Source organism: Paraburkholderia sacchari, from assembly GCF_000785435.2.
GTDB lineage: Bacteria > Pseudomonadota > Gammaproteobacteria > Burkholderiales > Burkholderiaceae > Paraburkholderia > Paraburkholderia sacchari.
Genome location: NZ_JTDB02000001.1, coordinates 1,446,649 through 1,464,284, shown reverse-complemented (window position 1 = coordinate 1,464,284; position 17,636 = coordinate 1,446,649). Strand labels below are relative to the sequence as shown.

At 62.8% G+C, this 17,636-nt stretch carries 16 protein-coding genes; 11 read left to right on the top strand and 5 right to left on the bottom strand.

The genetic code is table 11. The annotated features are described in order from the left end of the window. Positions 1-126 precede the first annotated feature (126 nt). Positions 127-1,290: a porin gene (locus tag NH14_RS06510; RefSeq protein ID WP_035533858.1), complete on the bottom strand. Its 1,164-nt coding sequence runs from the start codon at positions 1,288-1,290 to the stop codon at positions 127-129. Between the two features lie 699 nt (positions 1,291-1,989). On the opposite strand from NH14_RS06510, the gene NH14_RS06505 reads away from it, so the two are divergent. After that, positions 1,990-2,520, top strand: coding sequence for a hypothetical protein (locus NH14_RS06505; protein ID WP_035533856.1), 531 nt, complete (start codon positions 1,990-1,992; stop codon positions 2,518-2,520). A gap of 66 nt (positions 2,521-2,586) precedes the next feature. Here the strand turns inward: NH14_RS06505 and NH14_RS06500 are convergent, their stop codons facing one another. Continuing rightward, a complete protein-coding gene (locus NH14_RS06500; RefSeq protein ID WP_035533854.1) occupies positions 2,587-3,018 on the bottom strand; it encodes a hypothetical protein in 432 nt (143 codons plus the stop codon). A gap of 308 nt (positions 3,019-3,326) precedes the next feature. Here NH14_RS06500 and NH14_RS06495 point away from each other — a divergent pair, with 308 nt between their 5' ends. The 8 genes from NH14_RS06495 to NH14_RS06460 all read left to right on the top strand — a co-directional run bounded on the left by NH14_RS06495 (position 3,327) and on the right by NH14_RS06460 (position 12,087). Next, positions 3,327-4,028 (top strand): CDP-alcohol phosphatidyltransferase family protein, encoded by a 702-nt coding sequence (locus NH14_RS06495; RefSeq protein WP_052148539.1) that lies wholly within the window; start codon positions 3,327-3,329, stop codon positions 4,026-4,028. After that, complete coding sequence (locus NH14_RS06490) at positions 4,025-4,873, top strand: 2OG-Fe(II) oxygenase family protein (RefSeq protein ID WP_035533852.1); 849 nt, start codon at positions 4,025-4,027, stop codon at positions 4,871-4,873. Before NH14_RS06495 ends, NH14_RS06490 begins: the two co-directional genes overlap by 4 nt. Beyond that, positions 4,870-5,880, top strand: a complete 1,011-nt coding sequence (locus NH14_RS06485) for a flippase-like domain-containing protein (RefSeq protein ID WP_035533849.1) — start codon at positions 4,870-4,872, stop codon at positions 5,878-5,880. Before NH14_RS06490 ends, NH14_RS06485 begins: the two co-directional genes overlap by 4 nt. A 21-nt stretch (positions 5,881-5,901) precedes the next feature. After that, on the top strand, positions 5,902-6,681 hold the full coding sequence (locus NH14_RS06480) for a phosphocholine cytidylyltransferase family protein (RefSeq protein ID WP_035533847.1): 780 nt from the start codon (positions 5,902-5,904) through the stop codon (positions 6,679-6,681). A gap of 219 nt (positions 6,682-6,900) precedes the next feature. Further along, entirely contained in the window at positions 6,901-8,304 is a 1,404-nt protein-coding gene (locus tag NH14_RS06475) for an MFS transporter (RefSeq protein ID WP_035533906.1), read from the top strand. Between the two features lie 166 nt (positions 8,305-8,470). Then, positions 8,471-10,237, top strand: a complete 1,767-nt coding sequence (ggt, locus tag NH14_RS06470; protein ID WP_035533845.1) for a gamma-glutamyltransferase — start codon at positions 8,471-8,473, stop codon at positions 10,235-10,237. A 448-nt stretch (positions 10,238-10,685) separates the two neighbouring features. Further along, the gene (locus NH14_RS06465) at positions 10,686-10,913 is read left to right on the top strand and encodes a helix-turn-helix domain-containing protein (protein ID WP_035533843.1); all 228 of its coding nucleotides are present in this window, start codon (positions 10,686-10,688) and stop codon (positions 10,911-10,913) included. Between the two features lie 148 nt (positions 10,914-11,061). Continuing rightward, positions 11,062-12,087: a VTT domain-containing protein gene (locus NH14_RS06460; protein WP_035533841.1), complete on the top strand. Its 1,026-nt coding sequence runs from the start codon at positions 11,062-11,064 to the stop codon at positions 12,085-12,087. Between the two features lie 87 nt (positions 12,088-12,174). Here NH14_RS06460 and NH14_RS06455 read toward each other — a convergent pair whose 3' ends face one another. Together NH14_RS06455 and NH14_RS06450 are read right to left on the bottom strand one after the other, a co-directional pair. Then, on the bottom strand, positions 12,175-12,876 hold the full coding sequence (locus tag NH14_RS06455) for a carbonic anhydrase (protein ID WP_035533838.1): 702 nt from the start codon (positions 12,874-12,876) through the stop codon (positions 12,175-12,177). A gap of 444 nt (positions 12,877-13,320) precedes the next feature. Further along, on the bottom strand, positions 13,321-14,565 hold the full coding sequence (locus NH14_RS06450) for an MFS transporter (RefSeq protein ID WP_035533905.1): 1,245 nt from the start codon (positions 14,563-14,565) through the stop codon (positions 13,321-13,323). A 114-nt stretch (positions 14,566-14,679) separates the two neighbouring features. On the opposite strand from NH14_RS06450, the gene NH14_RS06445 reads away from it, so the two are divergent. Both NH14_RS06445 and NH14_RS06440 read left to right on the top strand, forming a co-directional pair. Next, positions 14,680-15,561, top strand: coding sequence for a LysR substrate-binding domain-containing protein (locus NH14_RS06445; RefSeq protein WP_035533836.1), 882 nt, complete (start codon positions 14,680-14,682; stop codon positions 15,559-15,561). 395 nt (positions 15,562-15,956) lie between these two features. Continuing rightward, positions 15,957-16,370, top strand: coding sequence for a BON domain-containing protein (locus tag NH14_RS06440; protein ID WP_035533834.1), 414 nt, complete (start codon positions 15,957-15,959; stop codon positions 16,368-16,370). 163 nt (positions 16,371-16,533) lie between these two features. On the opposite strand, the gene NH14_RS06435 is transcribed toward NH14_RS06440, so the two are convergent. After that, positions 16,534-17,487 (bottom strand): LysR family transcriptional regulator, encoded by a 954-nt coding sequence (locus NH14_RS06435; protein ID WP_035533832.1) that lies wholly within the window; start codon positions 17,485-17,487, stop codon positions 16,534-16,536. Positions 17,488-17,636: the final 149 nt, after the last annotated feature.

The following is a 17,636-nucleotide window of genomic DNA, read 5'->3' as shown; positions in this document are numbered from 1 at the left end:
AAAACGAAGCGAAACAAAAAACGCACATGCGGTCGTGCCGCATGTGCGTTGGGTAGAAGGCGGGCAGGGTGGCGAACCGCGCCGCCTGCCCGAAGGCTTGCGCCGCGAGGCGCAAGCCGGTCCGCTTTAAAAGCGGTGACGCAGGCCGATTGTGGCGGCAACCTGGTTGCCCGTCGACGAAGGCGACAGCGTGTTGATTGCCGCGACGTTGGCGATCGGCACGCCGTTCTGCATGCCGAGCGAACCCGATGCGTGCTGGTACACGCCTGCGAGGTAGACGTCGGTGCGCTTGCTCAGCGAGTAGTCGGTGCCGACCATGACGGTGTGCCACTTGGGATGCTGATCGCCCGCGCCGGTGCCGGTCACGGTGCCGTCAGTGAACGTGTACGAACCCATGAGCGAAAGCGCCGGCGTGAAGTGGTAGGAGCCGTTGATTTCGTAGTTGTTGAGGTGCAGGTTCAGGCCGCTCACGCCCGCGATATTCATGCCGCCGCTGCCGAGGCTTTGCAGGCCGTCGATCTGCGAGTGCGAATACACAAAACCGAACTGCGCCGCGCCGTACGTATAGTTCGCGCCGGCACCGAAGCTGCGTTGCGAGCGGGCCGAGATATTCTGGTCAGCCGAGGCCGCGCCGTTCGCGTTGCCGCCATAGGTGCCCGAATTGTTCAGCTGAAGGTAGCCGGCAGCAAGATTGAGCGGGCCGTGGTTGTACGATGCGCCCGCGCTCCATGCACGGCTGTTGGAGAAGCCGCCGGCTTCATTCGAGAAGCCATACATGCCGCCGAACTGGAAGCCCGCGTAGTTCGCGCTCGAGTACTTGACTGCATTCTTGATCGAGAACGACTGTGCGAAGTTATCGTTGTCGAACGGGTGGCCGGCGAGGTTGTTGCCGTAGCCCATGCCCGCTGCCGAAAGCGGCGCGAGGTACTGGTTCATCGAGTCGTACTGGCGGCCGAGGGTCAGCGTGCCGTACTTGTCGCTTTGCAGGCCGACGAAGGCTTGACGGTTGAAGCCGCTGTCGCCGTTCTGGTAGCCGCCGTTATTGAGGTTGAAGCCGCTCTCCAACGTGAAGATCGCCTTCATGCCGCCACCAAGGTCTTCAGCGCCTTTGAGGCCGAAGTAGTTGTGCGACAACGCCCCGGTGCCTTGCGCCCACAGGCTGTGGCCACCGGCGTTGTTCGCATAGAGCAGGCCGGCATCCAGCGAGCCATACAGAGTTACGCTGCTTTGTGCGTGGGCGCTCATTGCAAATGCACCGAGAACGCCTGCGACGATAAAGGTTTTTTTCATGCTTTTAAACTCCGGACTGTACTTGGGAATCTCAAGGGGACCGATTGCTACGTGTTCCTGTGGTCTGAAGATTCGAGGCGAAGTTTATTCCGACAATCTCGAAGTTTTATTCTGTGCGGCGCAACAATGCATTTTAAAAATCGGAATGGCGGGATTAACTTTTGTAAGTTGCTGCGCCGAAACGGTTTTTTGAAATAGAAATACGGTGCGGCAAAATGCGCCATTCGAGATAACGTTGTGTGGGCGCGACGCCGTGGGTGGCTTGTCAAGCGGGATTGAGCGCTATCATGCAGTTTATTACGGGATATTTCCATCGGTTTGTGCAAGGTACTGTTCCAACTTGTGGGCTCTATTGGAAGAGATGCTGGCGCTACAATTGACTCAGCCCTCGACCAAGGGCGGTCTTTTTCATCTGTTTTACGCGGCCTCCGGGCCGCGTTTTTTTGCTCGTTCATATTGGTCTATTTTTAGTTCGATTGAAAATTCACAAAGCAGTATTGTGAAGAGTGACGGGAGTCATATTGCCGCATTTTGGCGCATGCGCTAAATGACTGCTCTATTTGAAATCGGCGCTTCATGGCGAACCGAACAAAGGTGCGGGAAGGGGAGGCGTCGCCGCCGGCTGCAGGCTTGCGGTTAAAATCTAGCCCCTGCCCGCGATGCAACGGGCAGCTTCCGCAGAACCCGATGGAAACCGCCATGACCGATTCTTCTCCCGCCGACCTTTCCGAAGACACCTTTCACGATCCGGATGCCGGCGCCGGCTCGTCCGAAGTGGTCCAGGACCCGCGCTTGTGGCACAAGGACGGCTGGATGGCGCGCGTCATCAAGAACGAGGACGACGACGGCTGGGCCGTCGAAATGATCAAGGATGGCGAGCCCGAACCCGCACTGGTCGGTCCGTGGACCATGGGCCGCGACAAGAAGAATCCGAAACCGCTCGACACTTCTGCATTCAACACGCTGGTGAAAACGGCATCCGAGGTGTTGCGCCGCCACGAGCAGCAATTGCACGCGATGCTGCACAAGCGCCTGGGCCTGCAGACCGACGACGGCGACATCGACGTGACCCTCGATATCGTGCCCGACGAATACGAGCCCTACGCGCTGCTCACGGCGCTCGATGCGTTCGGCGAGCAGATCGCGCAGGTGCGCGTTGCGCCCACCTTCAAGCTGACCAAAGCGCGAGCCGAGTCTTGGGCCGAAGGCGGCTTCGGCCGCATCGATTGACGCGCAGGGGCCACCACGCAGGACAACCACGCAGGGACAAGCGATAGGCCGCCGGTGAGAGGGCGCTCAGTCCCGCTGGCAGAAAATCGCGGTCAGCAACGGCCCGGCATGATGGACGATGGCGGTGTTGCCGGCCGCATCGAGCGCCGCTTGCACCCGGGCCTGCGTGGCCACGACCACCGCGCCGTATGCCGAGTGCGCAATCGGCTTGCCGCTGCCGGTCTGGAAGAGCGGGTCGTCTTGCTGGAAACCCACGATCGCGAACACGTTGAAGCCATAGGCCGTAAGGTGCTGGCCGCTCGCGGGCCAGAACGCGTTGATCGAATTGCTTTCGACTCTCATGGGCTTTGCGTTGATCAGCTTCTGATCGATGAGCCCCGACACGAACTGGTGTGCCGATTCCTTGCAGGTCAACGCATCGTCGAGCGCGGCGGCATGGCCGGCGAGTGGCACGAAGGGCAGCGTTCCAAGCAGAAAAGCAGCAGTAAGACGTTTCATTGAAATTCTGGCGAGTGGGTCGCGCTGATGCCCGGCATCCCCACGCGTTGCCGGGGGCGCGCACAGCGGATTGCACTGTACGCGGGTTCGGGCGAACTTGCTTGCGGCGCCGTTTCCGGTACCACATTGTGGGATCGTCGCGCGGCTTCTGGGCAATATGGCTCCATCCCCCTTTCAATTCCGCTTTGGCGTCCGGAAAATCTGCAAGTTTTCTGGAAGCCGTATATTATTTCCCGGTTATGAATGGAAAAGATAAAACTGCCGAATTGGCCGCTAATGCGGCATCAAGCGCGGCGCCCAATGCGACTCTGAACGCGGCTCCGAAGCCCGTTCCGCGAACGGTGCCGCAGCCGCGCACATGGGACGCGCGCGCGGCGCGCTGGCTCGTGACACCGCTCGTGCGCACCTGCATTACGCCCAATCATCTGACCACGCTGCGCTTGCTGATCGGCCTCGTTGGCGCTTTCTATCTGGCGCGCGGCAACTTTCTGAATGCCAATATTGGCGCATTTCTGATTGTTTTGTCGAATTTCGTTGATCACACGGATGGCGAGCTCGCGCGGATCAGCGGTAAAACCAGCCGCATTGGCCATTTTTACGATCTCGCCGCCGATGCGGTGACGACCGTTCTATTGTTTCTCGGCATGGGCTACGGGCTCGGCGTAGTGGCGGCCGCAACCGGAGCCCCCGCAACCGAATGGCGAGTGCCGCCCGTCGTGCTTGGCGGGATCGCGGGCGTGGCGGTTGCCGCAATCTTCTTTCTGCGCATGCGCATCGAGGAAATGGCGGGCAAGGCCGGCACCCAGCAGGCGTTCGTAGGCGGCTTCGAAACCGAAGACATTCTCTATCTGTTGCCGCTCGTCACGCTCACCGGGATCGTCGGGCCGTTCGTGGTGGCCGCGTCCATCGGCGCGCCGCTTTTTGCCATCTACGTAGTGCTCGACTACTGGCGCGTCACGCGCCGCGTGAGTTCGGGCAAGGAAACCCGTCAAGTCTGGATCAGCAGATGAGTGCGCAAGCAGAAGAAGAACAAGTTGCATCCACCGCGCGTGTCGCTGGTGCGCGGGCTGCTGCGCCAGCAGCCGGGCTAGCGTCGGGACCCGATGCCGCAATCGGCCAGGCGCTGGGCAAGCTGGACTCGGTGCAACTGCGCGACGAGTACGTAAATCAGGGCTCGTTCCTCTATCTCTCCGATTTTCTGCCTCGCGAAGCGACGCAGCGGCTCATCGACGCCGCCAGCGCGCTGATGCCCGAGGTCAATCGCAACTTCATCCCGGGCCACAAGGCCGGCGGCAGCGTGAGCCGTCACACGATCGACCGCTTGCAGCCGTATATCGCGGAACTGTACCGCTCGCCCAAGCTCATCGCGTGGCTCGAAAAAATCACGGGCGACCGGCTTCAGCTTTCGCCCGAGGACGATCCGCATGCCTACGCGCTCTATTACTACACGCGCGCGGGCGATCACATCGGCTGGCATTACGACACCTCGTATTACGACGGCCGCCGTTATACGGTGCTGTTCGGGGTGATCGACGAATCGTCGTGCATTCTCGACTACGAACTGCACACGCGCGACGACAGCAAGCCCGACGAGCCGGGCGCCGTGCAATATCCGCCAGGCGCGCTCGTGCTGTTCGACGGCGACAAGCTGCGCCATCGCGTGACGCCCAGCCGCGAAGGCGAAGTGCGCGTGTCGCTCACGTTCGAATACGTGACGAACCCGAACATGCGTCCGTGGCGCCGTTTCATCTCGAACATGAAGGACGCGATCGCGTACTTCGGTTTTCGCCAGGTGTTCCGCAAGGCGCTCCAGTCCGCGCGCGCGGGCGGCGGCAAGGCTGGAGGTTCGGTGTGAGCCGTGTTGCCATTTTGCTGTTGTCGGTCGGCACGGCACTCTTCATCGCACTGCTTGCATGGCAAGGCATCGGCTCGGTAACGGGCGCGCTCGCGGCGGCGGGCTGGGGGCTCGCGCTGGTGGCCGCGTTCCACGTCGTGCCGCTCGTGCTCGATGCCGGCGCGATCGCCGTGCTGTTTCGCAAGAGCGGGCAGGTCGACCGGCGGGACGCGGTGCTCGCGCGCTGGAGCGGCGAATCCGTGAACAGTCTGCTGCCGGCGGGGCAGATCGGCGGTCCGGTCGTCATGGTGCGTCAGCTCGCGCAGCGCGGCATGGCCATGCGCGACGCAGCCGCAGCCATCACCGTGAGCACGACGCTGCAGGCGCTCGCGCAAATCGTCTTCGCGGTGTTCGGCATCGTGCTCTTTTCGGTCTACGCCGCGGACAACGCGCCGCGCGACCTCGGCATGGCCGCGCTGATCGCCACCGGCGTGCTCGCGGGCCTCATCGGCCTCTTTTACGTCGCGCAGCGGCGCGGGTTGTTCGGCCGCGTGCTGCGTCTCGCTTCGAAGGTGTTCGGCAAGCGCGACTGGTCGGCGCTCGCCACGCGCGCCGATGCCATCGACGCCGCTGTCAAGGCGCTCTACGCCGATCGCTCCCGCGCGGCGGCCAGCTTCGCGCTGAGCTTCGTGGGCTGGCTCGTCGGCACCGTGGAGGTGTGGCTCGCGCTGCATTTCCTCGGCCACCCCGTTAGCTGGGTAGATGCGCTGCTGCTCGAAAGCATCGGCCAGGCGATTCGCGGCGCGGCTTTCGCCATTCCCGGCTCGCTCGGCGTGCAGGAGGGCGGGTATCTGCTGCTCGCGCCGCTCGTCGGTCTGCCGCCCGAGGCGGCGCTCGCGCTCTCGCTCGCCAAACGCGCGAGGGAAGTCGTACTGGGCCTCCCGGGCCTGCTTTATCTGCATATCAGCGAACGTAGCTGGCAACGGCGGCGCGCAGTGCGCGTGCCGGCTGTCGAAGTTGCCGATTGATTTTTTTCTCCCAAGGAACGCATGCGCGCCATTATTCTCGCGGCAGGTCTCGGCCTGCGCCTTCAGCAACCCGCTGGAGAACAGTTTCCGAAATGTCTGCTGCAATTCGAGGGCGTGACGCTGCTCGAGCGCCATCTGCAGATGCTCGAATCGGCGGGCGTGACCGAAGTCGTGCTTGCGCTCGGCTTTCAGCCTGAGCTGGTCGAGGCCGAACTCAAGCGCATCGGCTGGCCGCATGAAGTGGAGGTGGTGCTCAATCCGCGCTTCGATCTCGGCAGCGTGCTTACGGTGCATCGCACGGCGCAAGCGCTCACGCGCGGCGGCGACGTGCTGCTGATGGACGCCGACGTGCTCTACGACGAGCGCGTGTTCGCGCCGCTCGTGGCGGGCGCGGCGCCGGCCAACCGCCTGCTGATCGACCGCGACTTCGAGGCCGGCGACGAACCCGTGAAGCTGTGCCTGCGCGACGGCGTGCCCGTCGAGTTGCGCAAGCAGCTCGCAGTCGGTTTGAAGTACGACACGATTGGCGAATCGGTGGGCTTCTTCCGCCTGAACGAAGCGACGGCGCGCCGCTTTGCGCAGATCGTCGAAGGCTATGTCGATACGGGTCGTGCGAACATGCCGCACGAAGAAGCGCTGCGCGATTTGCTGCTCGAACGCGGCAGCGAATTCGAAACCGCGGATGTCACTGGCGCGCCGTGGGTTGAAATCGACTTCCCGAATGACGTGAAACGCGCTGCGGAAGAGGTGCTGCCGCAATTGGCTCCGGTCTTGAGCCGCGTGAAGCAGACGGCGGAGTGACAGCAAGCCAAGGTGCGTTTTCGCCTTCGCCATGAAGGGGCCGTGAAGTCCGTTGCCGCGTGAATGCGGTAATGGACTTCACGGCCCTTGTGATTTTCCCGGCGCGTTTCCTCGTGTTTTTGTGCGCCGCTTCATCTGTTGCGGACGCACCGTTTTCGGCAACACGGTGCCATAATGGCAGCTTTACGCCATCAGCCCCGCTGATTGTCGTTTCTGCACATGCCCCTTGCCCTAGGCACTTTCATCGTTCCGCTCATCGTCGCGTGCTCGATGTTCATGGAGAACGTGGACGCGACGGTCATCGTCACATCGCTCCCCGCGATGGCCCGCGATCTCGGCCAAAGTCCCATCACACTGAAGCTTGCCGTCACGAGTTACGTGATCGGGCTGGGCGTGTTCATTCCGATTTGCGGCTGGGTGGCCGACCGCTTCGGCTCGCGCAACGTGTTTCGCACCGCCATCGGCATTTTCATGGCGGGCTCGCTGCTGTGCGCCGCGTCCCGGTCGCTCGAAATGTTCGTGGCCGCGCGCTTCGTGCAAGGCATCGGCGGCGCGATGATGGTCCCCGTGGGCCGCATCATCATCTTTCGCTCGCTGCCCAAATCGGACTTTATTCGCGCGGTCAACTATCTCACCGTGCCGGCCTTGCTCGGCCCCGTACTGGGGCCGCCGCTCGGCGGCTTCATCACGACGTATCTGCACTGGCGGCTGATTTTCTTCGTCAACATTCCGATTGGCCTGCTTGGCATCTGGCTCGCGAACCGGCACATCGCGAACATGCACGAGGAGCATCCAGGGCCGCTCGACTGGATCGGCTTCCTCCTCTCCGCGGGCGGCGCTTCGCTCTTCATGCTCGGCCTCTCGCTCGTGGGCGGCGAACTGGTTTCCAATGGGAAAGCCGTGGCAATGTGCGTGGCCGGCGCGCTGTTGCTGGGCGCTTACTGGTTCTACGCGCAACGCGTCGAACGGCCCGTTCTCGATCTGAAATTTCTGCGCATCCCGAGTTTTAACGCGAGTGTGGCGGGCGGGTCGCTGTTTCGCATCGGACTGGGCGCCGTGCCGTTTCTGTTGCCGCTCACGCTGCAGGAAGGGCTTGGCATGACGGCGTTCGTTTCGGGCGCCATCACGTGCGCGTCGGCATTTGGCTCGATCTTCATGAAATCGGTGGTCTCGCGCGTACTGGGCCGCTTTGGCTTTCGCCGCACCCTGATCGTCAATGCCGCGCTTGCGGGCGTGTCCATCGCCGTCTATGGACTGTTCACGCCGGGCACGCCGGTCTGGCTCATCTGGCTCGTGGTGCTGTTGGGCGGCGTGTTTCCCTCACTTCAGTTCAGCGGCCTCAACTCGCTCGCCTACGCCGATATTCCCACTCGGGACATTGGCCGTGCCACCAGCGTCGCCAGCGTGATCCAACAGGTTTCGCTGGGGCTTGGCGTGACCATCGCGGGCATCGTGCTGCAGATTTCGCATCGGATACAGGGCCATTCGACCATTGTGTGGTCGGACTTCTGGCCGGCGTTCTTTGTCGTGGCGCTCTTTTCCGTGGCTTCGATTCCGGTGACGATGCGCCTGCCCGCCAATGCAGGCGAGGAAATCGCGCGCGGGCGGCACGGCAAAAGCTGATTTTTCGCCCGGTTTCGCTGTTGCTTGTCGGCGGAAGGCTATCGGCGGATGGCCTGATCGCAAACGATTTCTGTGCGTGCTATAAGCGCAAGATCCGGGCTGAAAGTCGAATAAAACACCGGGTCACAAGTTGTTGCTCGATGAACCGAATCATGGAGGTCACTCAATGAAGCTGGTCGATAGAACGAAGATTTCCGCTGCTGCTCTCGCACTCGTATCGCTTTCCGCCTTGTCCGCGGGCTTTCTCGAAGCCACGCCCGCCATTGCGAAGGATACGGCGCAACGTCCCGCCGTACTGAACGCATCGGCGGTGGCCGTTGCCGACAAGTACGCCGCCGACGCCGCCGAACAGATCTTCAAGGAAGGCGGCAATGCCGTCGATGCGGCGGTCGCGATTGCCTTTTCGCTGGCGGTCACGTACCCCGAGGCCGGCAATATCGGCGGCGGCGGGTTCATGACGCTGTACGTGAACGGCAAGCCGTACTTCCTCGATTATCGCGAGCGCGCGCCGCTGGCGGCCACGCGCAACATGTACCTCGACGACAAGGGCAATGTGATCGAGGGCAAGAGCCTCTACGGTTACGACGCCGTGGGTGTGCCGGGCACCGTCGAGGGCATGTGGGAAGCTCAGCGCCGCTTCGGCAAGCTGAAGTGGAAACAGGTGCTGGAGCCTGCGATCAAGTACGCGCGCGATGGTTTCGTCGTCGACGAGCAACTGGCCAAGCGCCGCGAAGAGGCATCGAAGGAGTTCGGCGGCAAGACCAATTTCGACCAGTTCTTCGGCGAGATGAAAGAGGGCGTGAACTTCAAGCAGCCCGATCTCGCGGACGTGCTCACGCGCATCGCGAACCAGGGCGCGAAGGACTTCTACGACGGCAAGACCGCCGACCTGATCGCGGCGTCGATGAAGGGCCATGGTCTCATCACCAAGCGCGATCTGCAGGAGTACAAGGCCGTCTGGCGTCAGCCGGTGGAGGCCAAATGGAACGGTTATGAGGTGATCACTGCGCCGCCTCCGAGCTCGGGCGGTGTCGGTCTCGTGCAGCTGCTCAAGATGAAGGCGATGCTCGCTCCGCAGTTCAAGGACGTGCCGCTCAATTCGCCGCAATACATTCATCTGATCGCGGAGATCGAGAAGCGCGTATTCGCGGACCGTGCGCAATACCTCGGCGACCCGGACTTCTACAAGGTGCCGGTTGCCCAACTGACCGCCGACGCCTATCTCGCCAAACGCGCCGCCGACGTAGACCCCGACAAGCCGTCTGACACCAAGAGCGTTCAGCCCGGCCTCGGCACCTCGATGCCGGAAAAGGCGGACGCGGCACACGGCAACAAGATGCCCGAAAAGGCGGAGACGACGCACTTCTCGGTGGTCGACAAGTGGGGCAACGCCGTGTCGAACACCTATACGATCAACGGCTACTTCGGCTCGGGCGTGGTGGTGCCGGGCGCGGGCATCGTGCTGAACGACGAAATGGACGACTTCTCGTCCAAGCCCGGCGTGCCGAACATGTTCGGCGTGGTGGGCAGCGACGCGAATGCGATTGCGCCGAAGAAGCGTCCGCTTTCGTCGATGAGCCCCACGATCCTCACGAAGGACGGCAAGGTGGCGCTCGTGATCGGCACGCCTGGCGGCTCGCGCATCTTCACGTCGATCTTCCAGGTCATCAACAACATCTATGACTTCAAGATGCCGTTGAAGGACGCGGTTGGCGCCATGCGCTTCCATCATCAACTGCTGCCGCCCAACACGATCTTCTGGGAGCCGTACCATCCGATCGACGGCGATCTCGCCAAGCAGGTCGAGGCCAAGGGCTACGTGCTCAAGGGCCAGGACTTCAGCGGCGATATCCAGGCGATCCGCATCGACGGCGATACGCCGGAGGCGGCTGCCGATCCGCGCGGACGCGGCGTGACGCGCGTGATTCAGTGAATCGAAGCTCGCATGCGATGAATGTTTGAATACGTTTTGTCCTCTTTACTGAGGATTCGGCGATCGGATTCATCGCGTAATACGCAAGCTCCGGTGGCGTGAAAACTCAACCGGCGTGTGTTTTCCCGGGCGGCTTTGCCGCCCGTTTTTCTTGTCGGCTCCGGTTGCATGCACGGGTTCTCTTGAATGGGGCGCGCAGGCTAGATGCGCTCTAATGCTTGCGGCTGCCCTGATGTCTGTGCATGCAACGGGTCCGACCTGACGGCCTCACAGGAGTTTTTTAATTTACGTTCGTTTACGTCGCGCATGCATCTCACAAGCCGCGAACTGGCGTTGCTCTCCGACGTCTTCAAGCTGCTAGCCGACCGCACGTTGCCGGAGGACGTTCTGCGGCTCGAAGTGGGGCGAAGCCGGCCTGGCGAGAGAGACCAATGCTTTCGCGGGTGGCATGGCGGCAGAGTTGGCGCAAACCGGCGGCGATCTGCTCGGGCGGCTTACGCGTCGCGAGCGCGAGGTGGTCGGTCTCGCGGCGGAGGGGCTGCTGGACAAGGAGATCGCGCAGCGGCTCGGAATTTCCTATACGACCGTGCGCACCCACCTCGATCGTTCGTTTCAGAAACTCGGCATCAACAACCGGTCACGGCTCGCGCGGCTGTTGCAACTGACGCGGCGCTGAGTTGAGCTGCGCGAGACGGTGTGTTGCGCGGCGCGCACCTTGGCGGCAAGCAAGAAACCCTCCAGTTAGGGTAATCTCCAGCTTCGTGCTGCAACAGCACACAAACTTGCTTCTGGATCAAAACGCCTTTCGCGCAGGAATTCCCGCTATGTGGACGCTTCCCACCGCCATCCCGCCCGATTTCGGGGTTGGGGTGGTATTTCTCAGCGTGCTCGTGACGCAGCTAGGCGCGCCGGTTCCCGCTGCGCCGGTGCTGATCCTGGCGGGTACGATGGCGGCGGGAAGGGAGGCGTCGTACGCAAGTCTGCTGCTGGCGGCGGTGGTGGCGACCTTGTTCGCCGATACGCTCTGGTTTACGGCCGGCCGCATGCGCGGTCGTCGCCTGCTAAACGCACTCGTTCGCTTTTCGTTGTCGCTCGATACGACGATTCGCGTGGCGCGCAATGTGTTCGAGCGCCACGGCGCGCCCATCCTCGCGGTGGCGAAGTTCGTGCCCGGCTTGGGACTCATGTCCGCGCCGCTGCTGGGCACCACGTCGATGGGCGTGCGCCTGTTCCTGATCTGGGACGCGGTGGGCGCAACGCTGTGGGCCGGCACGTGGCTCATCGGCGGGGCGGCCCTGCACACGCAAATCGCCCGCTTCGCGATGTTCGTGCGCGCCAATGGCTGGACCATTTTCGACGTGCTCGCACTGGCGGGCCTGTTATTCCTCGCGTATCGCTGGGTGCGCCGCATGCAGTTGCGCCGCTGGCTGGCCACCCACCGGATTTCGCCCGCGCAGCTAGACGAGATGATGAAATCGCCGCTGCCGCCGCTGGTGTTCGACGCGCGCCCGCAAAGCGTGCGCGAGAGAGAGGCTTATCGCATTCCGGGCGCTCGCCCGCTCGATCTGGAGTCGACCGAAGTGCTTGCGCCCGAACTGATCGCGCGCACGATTGTGGTGTATTGCGTGTGCCCGAACGAGGCGACGGCCAAGCGCATCGTGAGCCGGCTGCGCAGCAAGCAGATCCATCACGCTCACGCGCTCAAGGGCGGCCTGGACGCCTGGGAGCGCGATGGCTATCCCGTCGAGCCGCTTTCTTCGGAATTCCACGGCGCGTATGCGCGCGAGGACGAGGCGTTCGAAATGGGCATCGAGCAGGAGTTCGCGGTTCGGGCCGGCGTTTCGGAGTAGTCCGTCCGCTCGTTGCCATCCGTCGACACCCGTTGCTACGTCAGGCGACCGCGCATGCCGGGCGGCGGCACGACCTGTTTCGGCTGTTCAGCCCGCGGTGTCCTTGAGCATCCGGGCGCGCGCCGCGCCGAGCGATTCGAAGCGGCCGTGGGTGTCGTCGAAGATGGAAATCGTGCCGTGGCCAATGTCGTACACCCAGCCCTGCACCTGAAGCTTGCCTTGCGCCACGCGGGCCGCAACCGCGGGGTGCGTGCGCAGGTGCGTGAGTTGGAGGCGAACGTTCTCCTCCACGAGCGCCTGCACGACTTGATCGGGGTTCAGCCCGCGCGTTTGCACGACGCTGCGCGCCGCTTCGGCGTTGCGCAGCCATGCTTGCACCGTGGGCATATCCGCCGCGGCTTCGGGGCCGTTGGCGAGGCCCTTCATTGCGCCGCAGTCGGTATGGCCGCACAGCACGATCTGCCGCACGTTCAGCGCGAGCACCGCGAACTCCACCACCGCCGAAACGCCGCCGAGCATTTCCCCGTAGGCCGGCACGATATTGCCGATGTTGCGGCAGACGAACAGCTCGCCGGGGCGCGTCTGCGTGATCAGCTCGGGCGAGACGCGCGAATCGGCGCAGGTGATGAACAGCGTATGCGGCGCCTGGAAGTTGGCAAGGCTGCGAAACAGCTCCTTGTCACCCGGGAACACGTTACGAGAGAACTCATCCACGCCGTTGAGAAGGTGCAGCAAATCGCAACCGCACGATTCGGAATGGCTGTCGTGCGAATGGTTATGGTCTGGCATGGAAGTATCTCTCTTAGTCATGAATCGACACATTCGAATGTCAACAGCGGCAGTTTATGCCGAGTTACGTCCGGTCGCTGCGTTTCGGTTCGGAAAAATCCGTCCGATCGTGCGTTTTCCCGTTTTCCGATCATCACGTGCATGCGCGAGCCGCGCGTAAAGCACCGTGACGCGCGGCTCGCCTTATTCGTCATACGACCGGCCAGTCGATTGGTCTGGCGAGCCGCGCCGAAGCCCCGGAAGGCATGCATCTGCCGAGGCCGGCGGGGCAGCATTGTACTCGACGTACAAATATATGCGAGGGGTCGGGGTAGAGAAGGGGGGATGGAAGCGGCTGGCGGGCGAGGGGCGATCGCTGGCGCGCGACGGGATCGATTGCGGGCGCCGATTTCGCGCCGCGGGCAATCAGTTTGGACGCCGAATGAACGGTTGAGGCGCTCGTGCTCAAGATTCCAGGGCGGGACGCGCAGCGCCGGCGCGCCGGTTTGGCATGAAGTACCACACGCCGGCGAGCACCTGCAGCCCGATCAGGCCGGCCCAGACGGCTTGATGGGCGACAGCCGGATAGTGGCCGTCCACGGCGCTCCAGCGGCTGAGCGCTGCGCCGATCGCGATCTGCGCGAAAAAAATGCCGATGAAGATGACGAGTGTGAACGTGGTGTTGACGCGGCCGATCAGGCGCGGCGGAAAGTGTTCGGCGAGCACGGCGTAAGTGAGAATCCCGGTGCCGCCTAATGCGCCATATGCGGCCCACAGAAACGCAGCGGGCAACGGCACGCGGGCTGCGAGCAGCGCCTGGACGACCACGAAGAGGACCATCGTCACGCCGGAAAAGCGCGCGACGCTCACGCCATATTGCTCGAAGGTTCGTGCGAGCGCACCGAACCCGATGTTGCCGACGATGAACGCACCGCCGAGCACGGAAATGAGCGACGCCGCGCGCGACGCCGCATCGGCGGTGCCGGCGGGCGCCATGTCGCGCAAAAACGCGCCCACCCACAGCGACTGCATCGCATAGAACACGATCTGCGTGAAAGCGGAGAACGTCGCGGCCTTCCAGAACGCATGGCTACGCAGAATGTGGGCGGTGCCCTTGAATTGCTCGAGTACGCTCGCCTGATGATGTGTGTCGCGCGTATGCGGACCGCCGATCCAGATAATGGCCGCGACTGCCGCGGTGAGCACGGCAAGCCCGACGCTCACGCTGCGCCAGGGCGCGATCGTGAGCAGCCAGGAGAGCGGCGCGCCGACTGCCACGCCGCCGAGGCCGCCCACCGCCATCACGAGGCCGTTGACGAGCGTGAGCTGGGCGACCGGGAAGTGCTGGGCCGTGGCCTTGAACGCCCCGCCAAGACAAACCGAGACGCCCACGCCCACCATTAGACGCCCGGCCATCATCGCGCCCATGCTGTGGGACAGCCCGAACACCAACGCGCCCGCGGCGGCCACCAGCATCACGCATGCGGTCACGCGGCGCGGGCCGAAGTGATCGAGAAGCACACCGGCAGGGATTTGCGCGCCTGCGAAGCCGAGGAAGTAGAGGCTCGTAAGCGTGCCCAGATCGGTGGCGGTGAGGCCCATTTCATGCGTCAGGAACGGGGCAAAGCCGAGATTGACGCCGCGAAAAAGATACGAAATGAAATAGCCGAGCGCGAAAACGGCGAAGACGCGCAATCTGAGTGCGGTCATGGTGCGTACGAGACCTGAAAGCGAATTGAATAACTGGCTCACGATTATTGGCGAGAAGCCGGTTTCGATGCCAGCGAGAGATTTCAGCCGCGATTGTGAGTAAAATTTGACGTCATGTCCGGATCGCTCCCACCCTTGCAGGCTCTGCGCGCGCTCGAAGCAGCAGCGCGGCGGCGCAGTTTCAGCCGTGCGGCCGAAGAATTGCATTTGACGCATAGCGCCGTGAGCCATCATTTGCGCGCGCTTGAAGCCGAGCTGGGCGTCGAGCTGTTTCGCCGCGTGGGCAGCCGCATGATTCCCACAGCGGCCGGCGCGCAGCTGGCCGATCGTGTGCGGCGCAGTCTCGAAGAGCTGCGCGAGGCGCTCGACGCCACGCGTCCGGGTGTGAGCGGCGTCACACGGCTCGAACTGAGCGTGATGTCCGATTTCGCATCGGTCTGGCTGATACCGCGTCTGGGCGACTTCTATGACCGCCATCCGAACGTCGATCTCTCGGTGCGCATGCACGCCGACGTCGCGCCGCCCGATCCTTATCCGTTCGATATCGGCATCTGGCATCGGCGCGTGGACGAGCCGGGTTTCCAGTTCCGCAAGCTGCTGGACGATCAGGTGGTGGCCGTCTGCAGCCCCGCGCTGCTTGCGCGCCACCCGGCGTTCCGTATTGAAGATCTCGCCGCCATGCCGTTGCTGCGCTTCTCGCGCCGCTCGTGGCGCGACTTCTTCGAAGCGGCGGGCGTGGCGGGCGACGAGCCCGAACGCGGACCGGTATTCGACGATGCCGGTCTTCTGCTGCAGGCCACGGTGGCCGGACAAGGCGTTGCCACGGCGCGTCTGCAACTCGCACGCGGCTTCATCGATCGCGGCGAATTGGTGCAACTGGGGCAAGTGCGCATTCCCGCGTCGCTGGACTATTACTTTACGTGGCGCGAAGGCCATCCGCGCGAAGCGGCGATCCAGCAGTTCTATCGCTGGGTGAAATCCCATCTCGTCAATTGACGCACGCTATTTTTTTTTATGAGTAAATGCGGGTATAACCTGTGTCCGGCCTGTCAACGGCACGCTATTGATACGCGTTGCTCGTCGATAAGGACATGCAATCCCGCATACATGGAATTAGCGGCGTCGGTTGTCCATGAAAGGTAAGAGTTAGCCGTAAATGCCATTCAATAGCATTTGAAATGGCGGCAATAGCGGTTGGCGATTGCAGGTTTGCATCAAGTCTGACGTAAATGGAGTATCGTTACCTCCCAATGCGATCTTCGTGTCGGACTCGACCGGGCATCAATGGAGAGTCAGTCGCAATGGCAGCGGCTGTTTACCGGTAGTGAATGGTATGTAGTGCAACGGTCCACCGAGGGCCATTGAAAAACTGTGACAACAGGAGAAACCGCATGAAGGCTATTCAGGCGTTCAAACTCGCAGCCGGCACGATGCTGGTCGCCGCTTCGCTTCACGTGTATGCGCAGACCGCCGCAAGCGCGCCTGCCGCTGCCCCGGCAGCCGCCGCACCGATGGCGTCCGCACCGACCGACGCCGCCCAGGCTCAGGTGAAGCAGTCGAAGGCCGACCTCAAGAAGGCGAAGGCCGCCAACCGTGCACTCTCGCACAAGGTGCGTGGTGCCCTCGCCAAGGACAAGAACATCAGCGTGGCCAACATCACCGTGCGAGCCAAGGACGGCGCGATCGTCCTGCAAGGCACCGTGCCGGAGCAGTCCCAGATCGACCACGCCACGGAAGTGGCGAAGGGCGTTGCTGGCGTGACCTCGGTTAAGAATGCACTGACGATCCGTCCGGTCGGAACCTGATCGATCGAACCGTAACTGAATGGCATCCGGAACGGAGTCAATCCGTTCCGGATGCATTCGGGTTCGCTGATTTTGGTTCACTGCGCAAGCCGTATATGCAGTCCGTGAAACGGATTGCATATACGGCTTCTTCATTGCCGCCGTTGGTGCGATCAGGGTGCAGTCAGGGCTCGATGTAGTGCATCTTTGACGACTCGCCCATCAGCAGCGCGTGGTTCGCGTCGGCGGCCGCACGCAAATAATCCCAGAGCGAAGTGATGCGTCGCAGCTTGCGCAGATCTTCGCGGCTGCACAGCCAGAAACGCCGAGTCACGACGATTTCGTCGGGCAGGATCGCCACGAGCCGCGGGTCGGGCTCGGCCATGAAGCAGGGCAGGATGGCGAGCGCGCTGCCTTGCAGCGCGGCATGATATTGCGCGATCACGCTCGTGCTGCACAGGCTCGCCGTAACGTTTGGCGCCGTGCGTTCGAGGTAGAGCAGTTCGTGGCTGAAGGCGAGATCCGCGACATAGCTGATGAACGCGTGATGGCGCAGGTCGGCCGCGTTCCGGATAGGGGCGTGCCGCTCGATATAGTCAGGTGTCCCATATAAACGCAGGCGGTAGTCGCACAGCTTCGTATAGACGTACTGGCCGCGTTCGGGGCGCTCGAGCATGATCGCCAGATCGGCTTCGCGCTTCGAGAGGCTCACGAAATGCGGAACCGGCAGCAGATCGATCGACATGTCGGGGTGCTTGCCGGTGAAGCGCGCCAGTTGGGGAGCGAGAAAGAAGCAGCCGAACCCCTCGGTCGACCCCACCCGCACATGGCCGGAAAGCGATTGCGCCCCAAGCGCGAACTGTTCGCTTGCCGACTGGACCGTGCTTTCGACGGCGTCCGCATAAGCCAGCAGGCGCTGGCCTTCGGCCGTGAGCACGAAGCCGCCCGAACGCGATTTGTCGAACAGCACCGTGCCCAGCGCCGCCTCCAGTTCGCGCACGCGGCGCGCGACCGTGGTGTGATCGACGCCGAGGCGCTTGGCCGCGCCGCTCGCGCGCTGCGTGCGCGCTACCTCCAGGAAATAGCGTAAATCGTCCCAGTTCAGCGTCTCCATTGGCCTCGTTGTGCTTTTTTGCATATCGGATGGGCTTTTTCGTCTCTACACCGTGGATATTCGAATAACTATACTCGGTTGGAGACCGCTTCATAAGCGCCCGCCTACAATAAATAAGGATGGAGACACGCGATGCAGATCAGCACGCCGCCAGGCCCCCCTTTCTTTGCGCA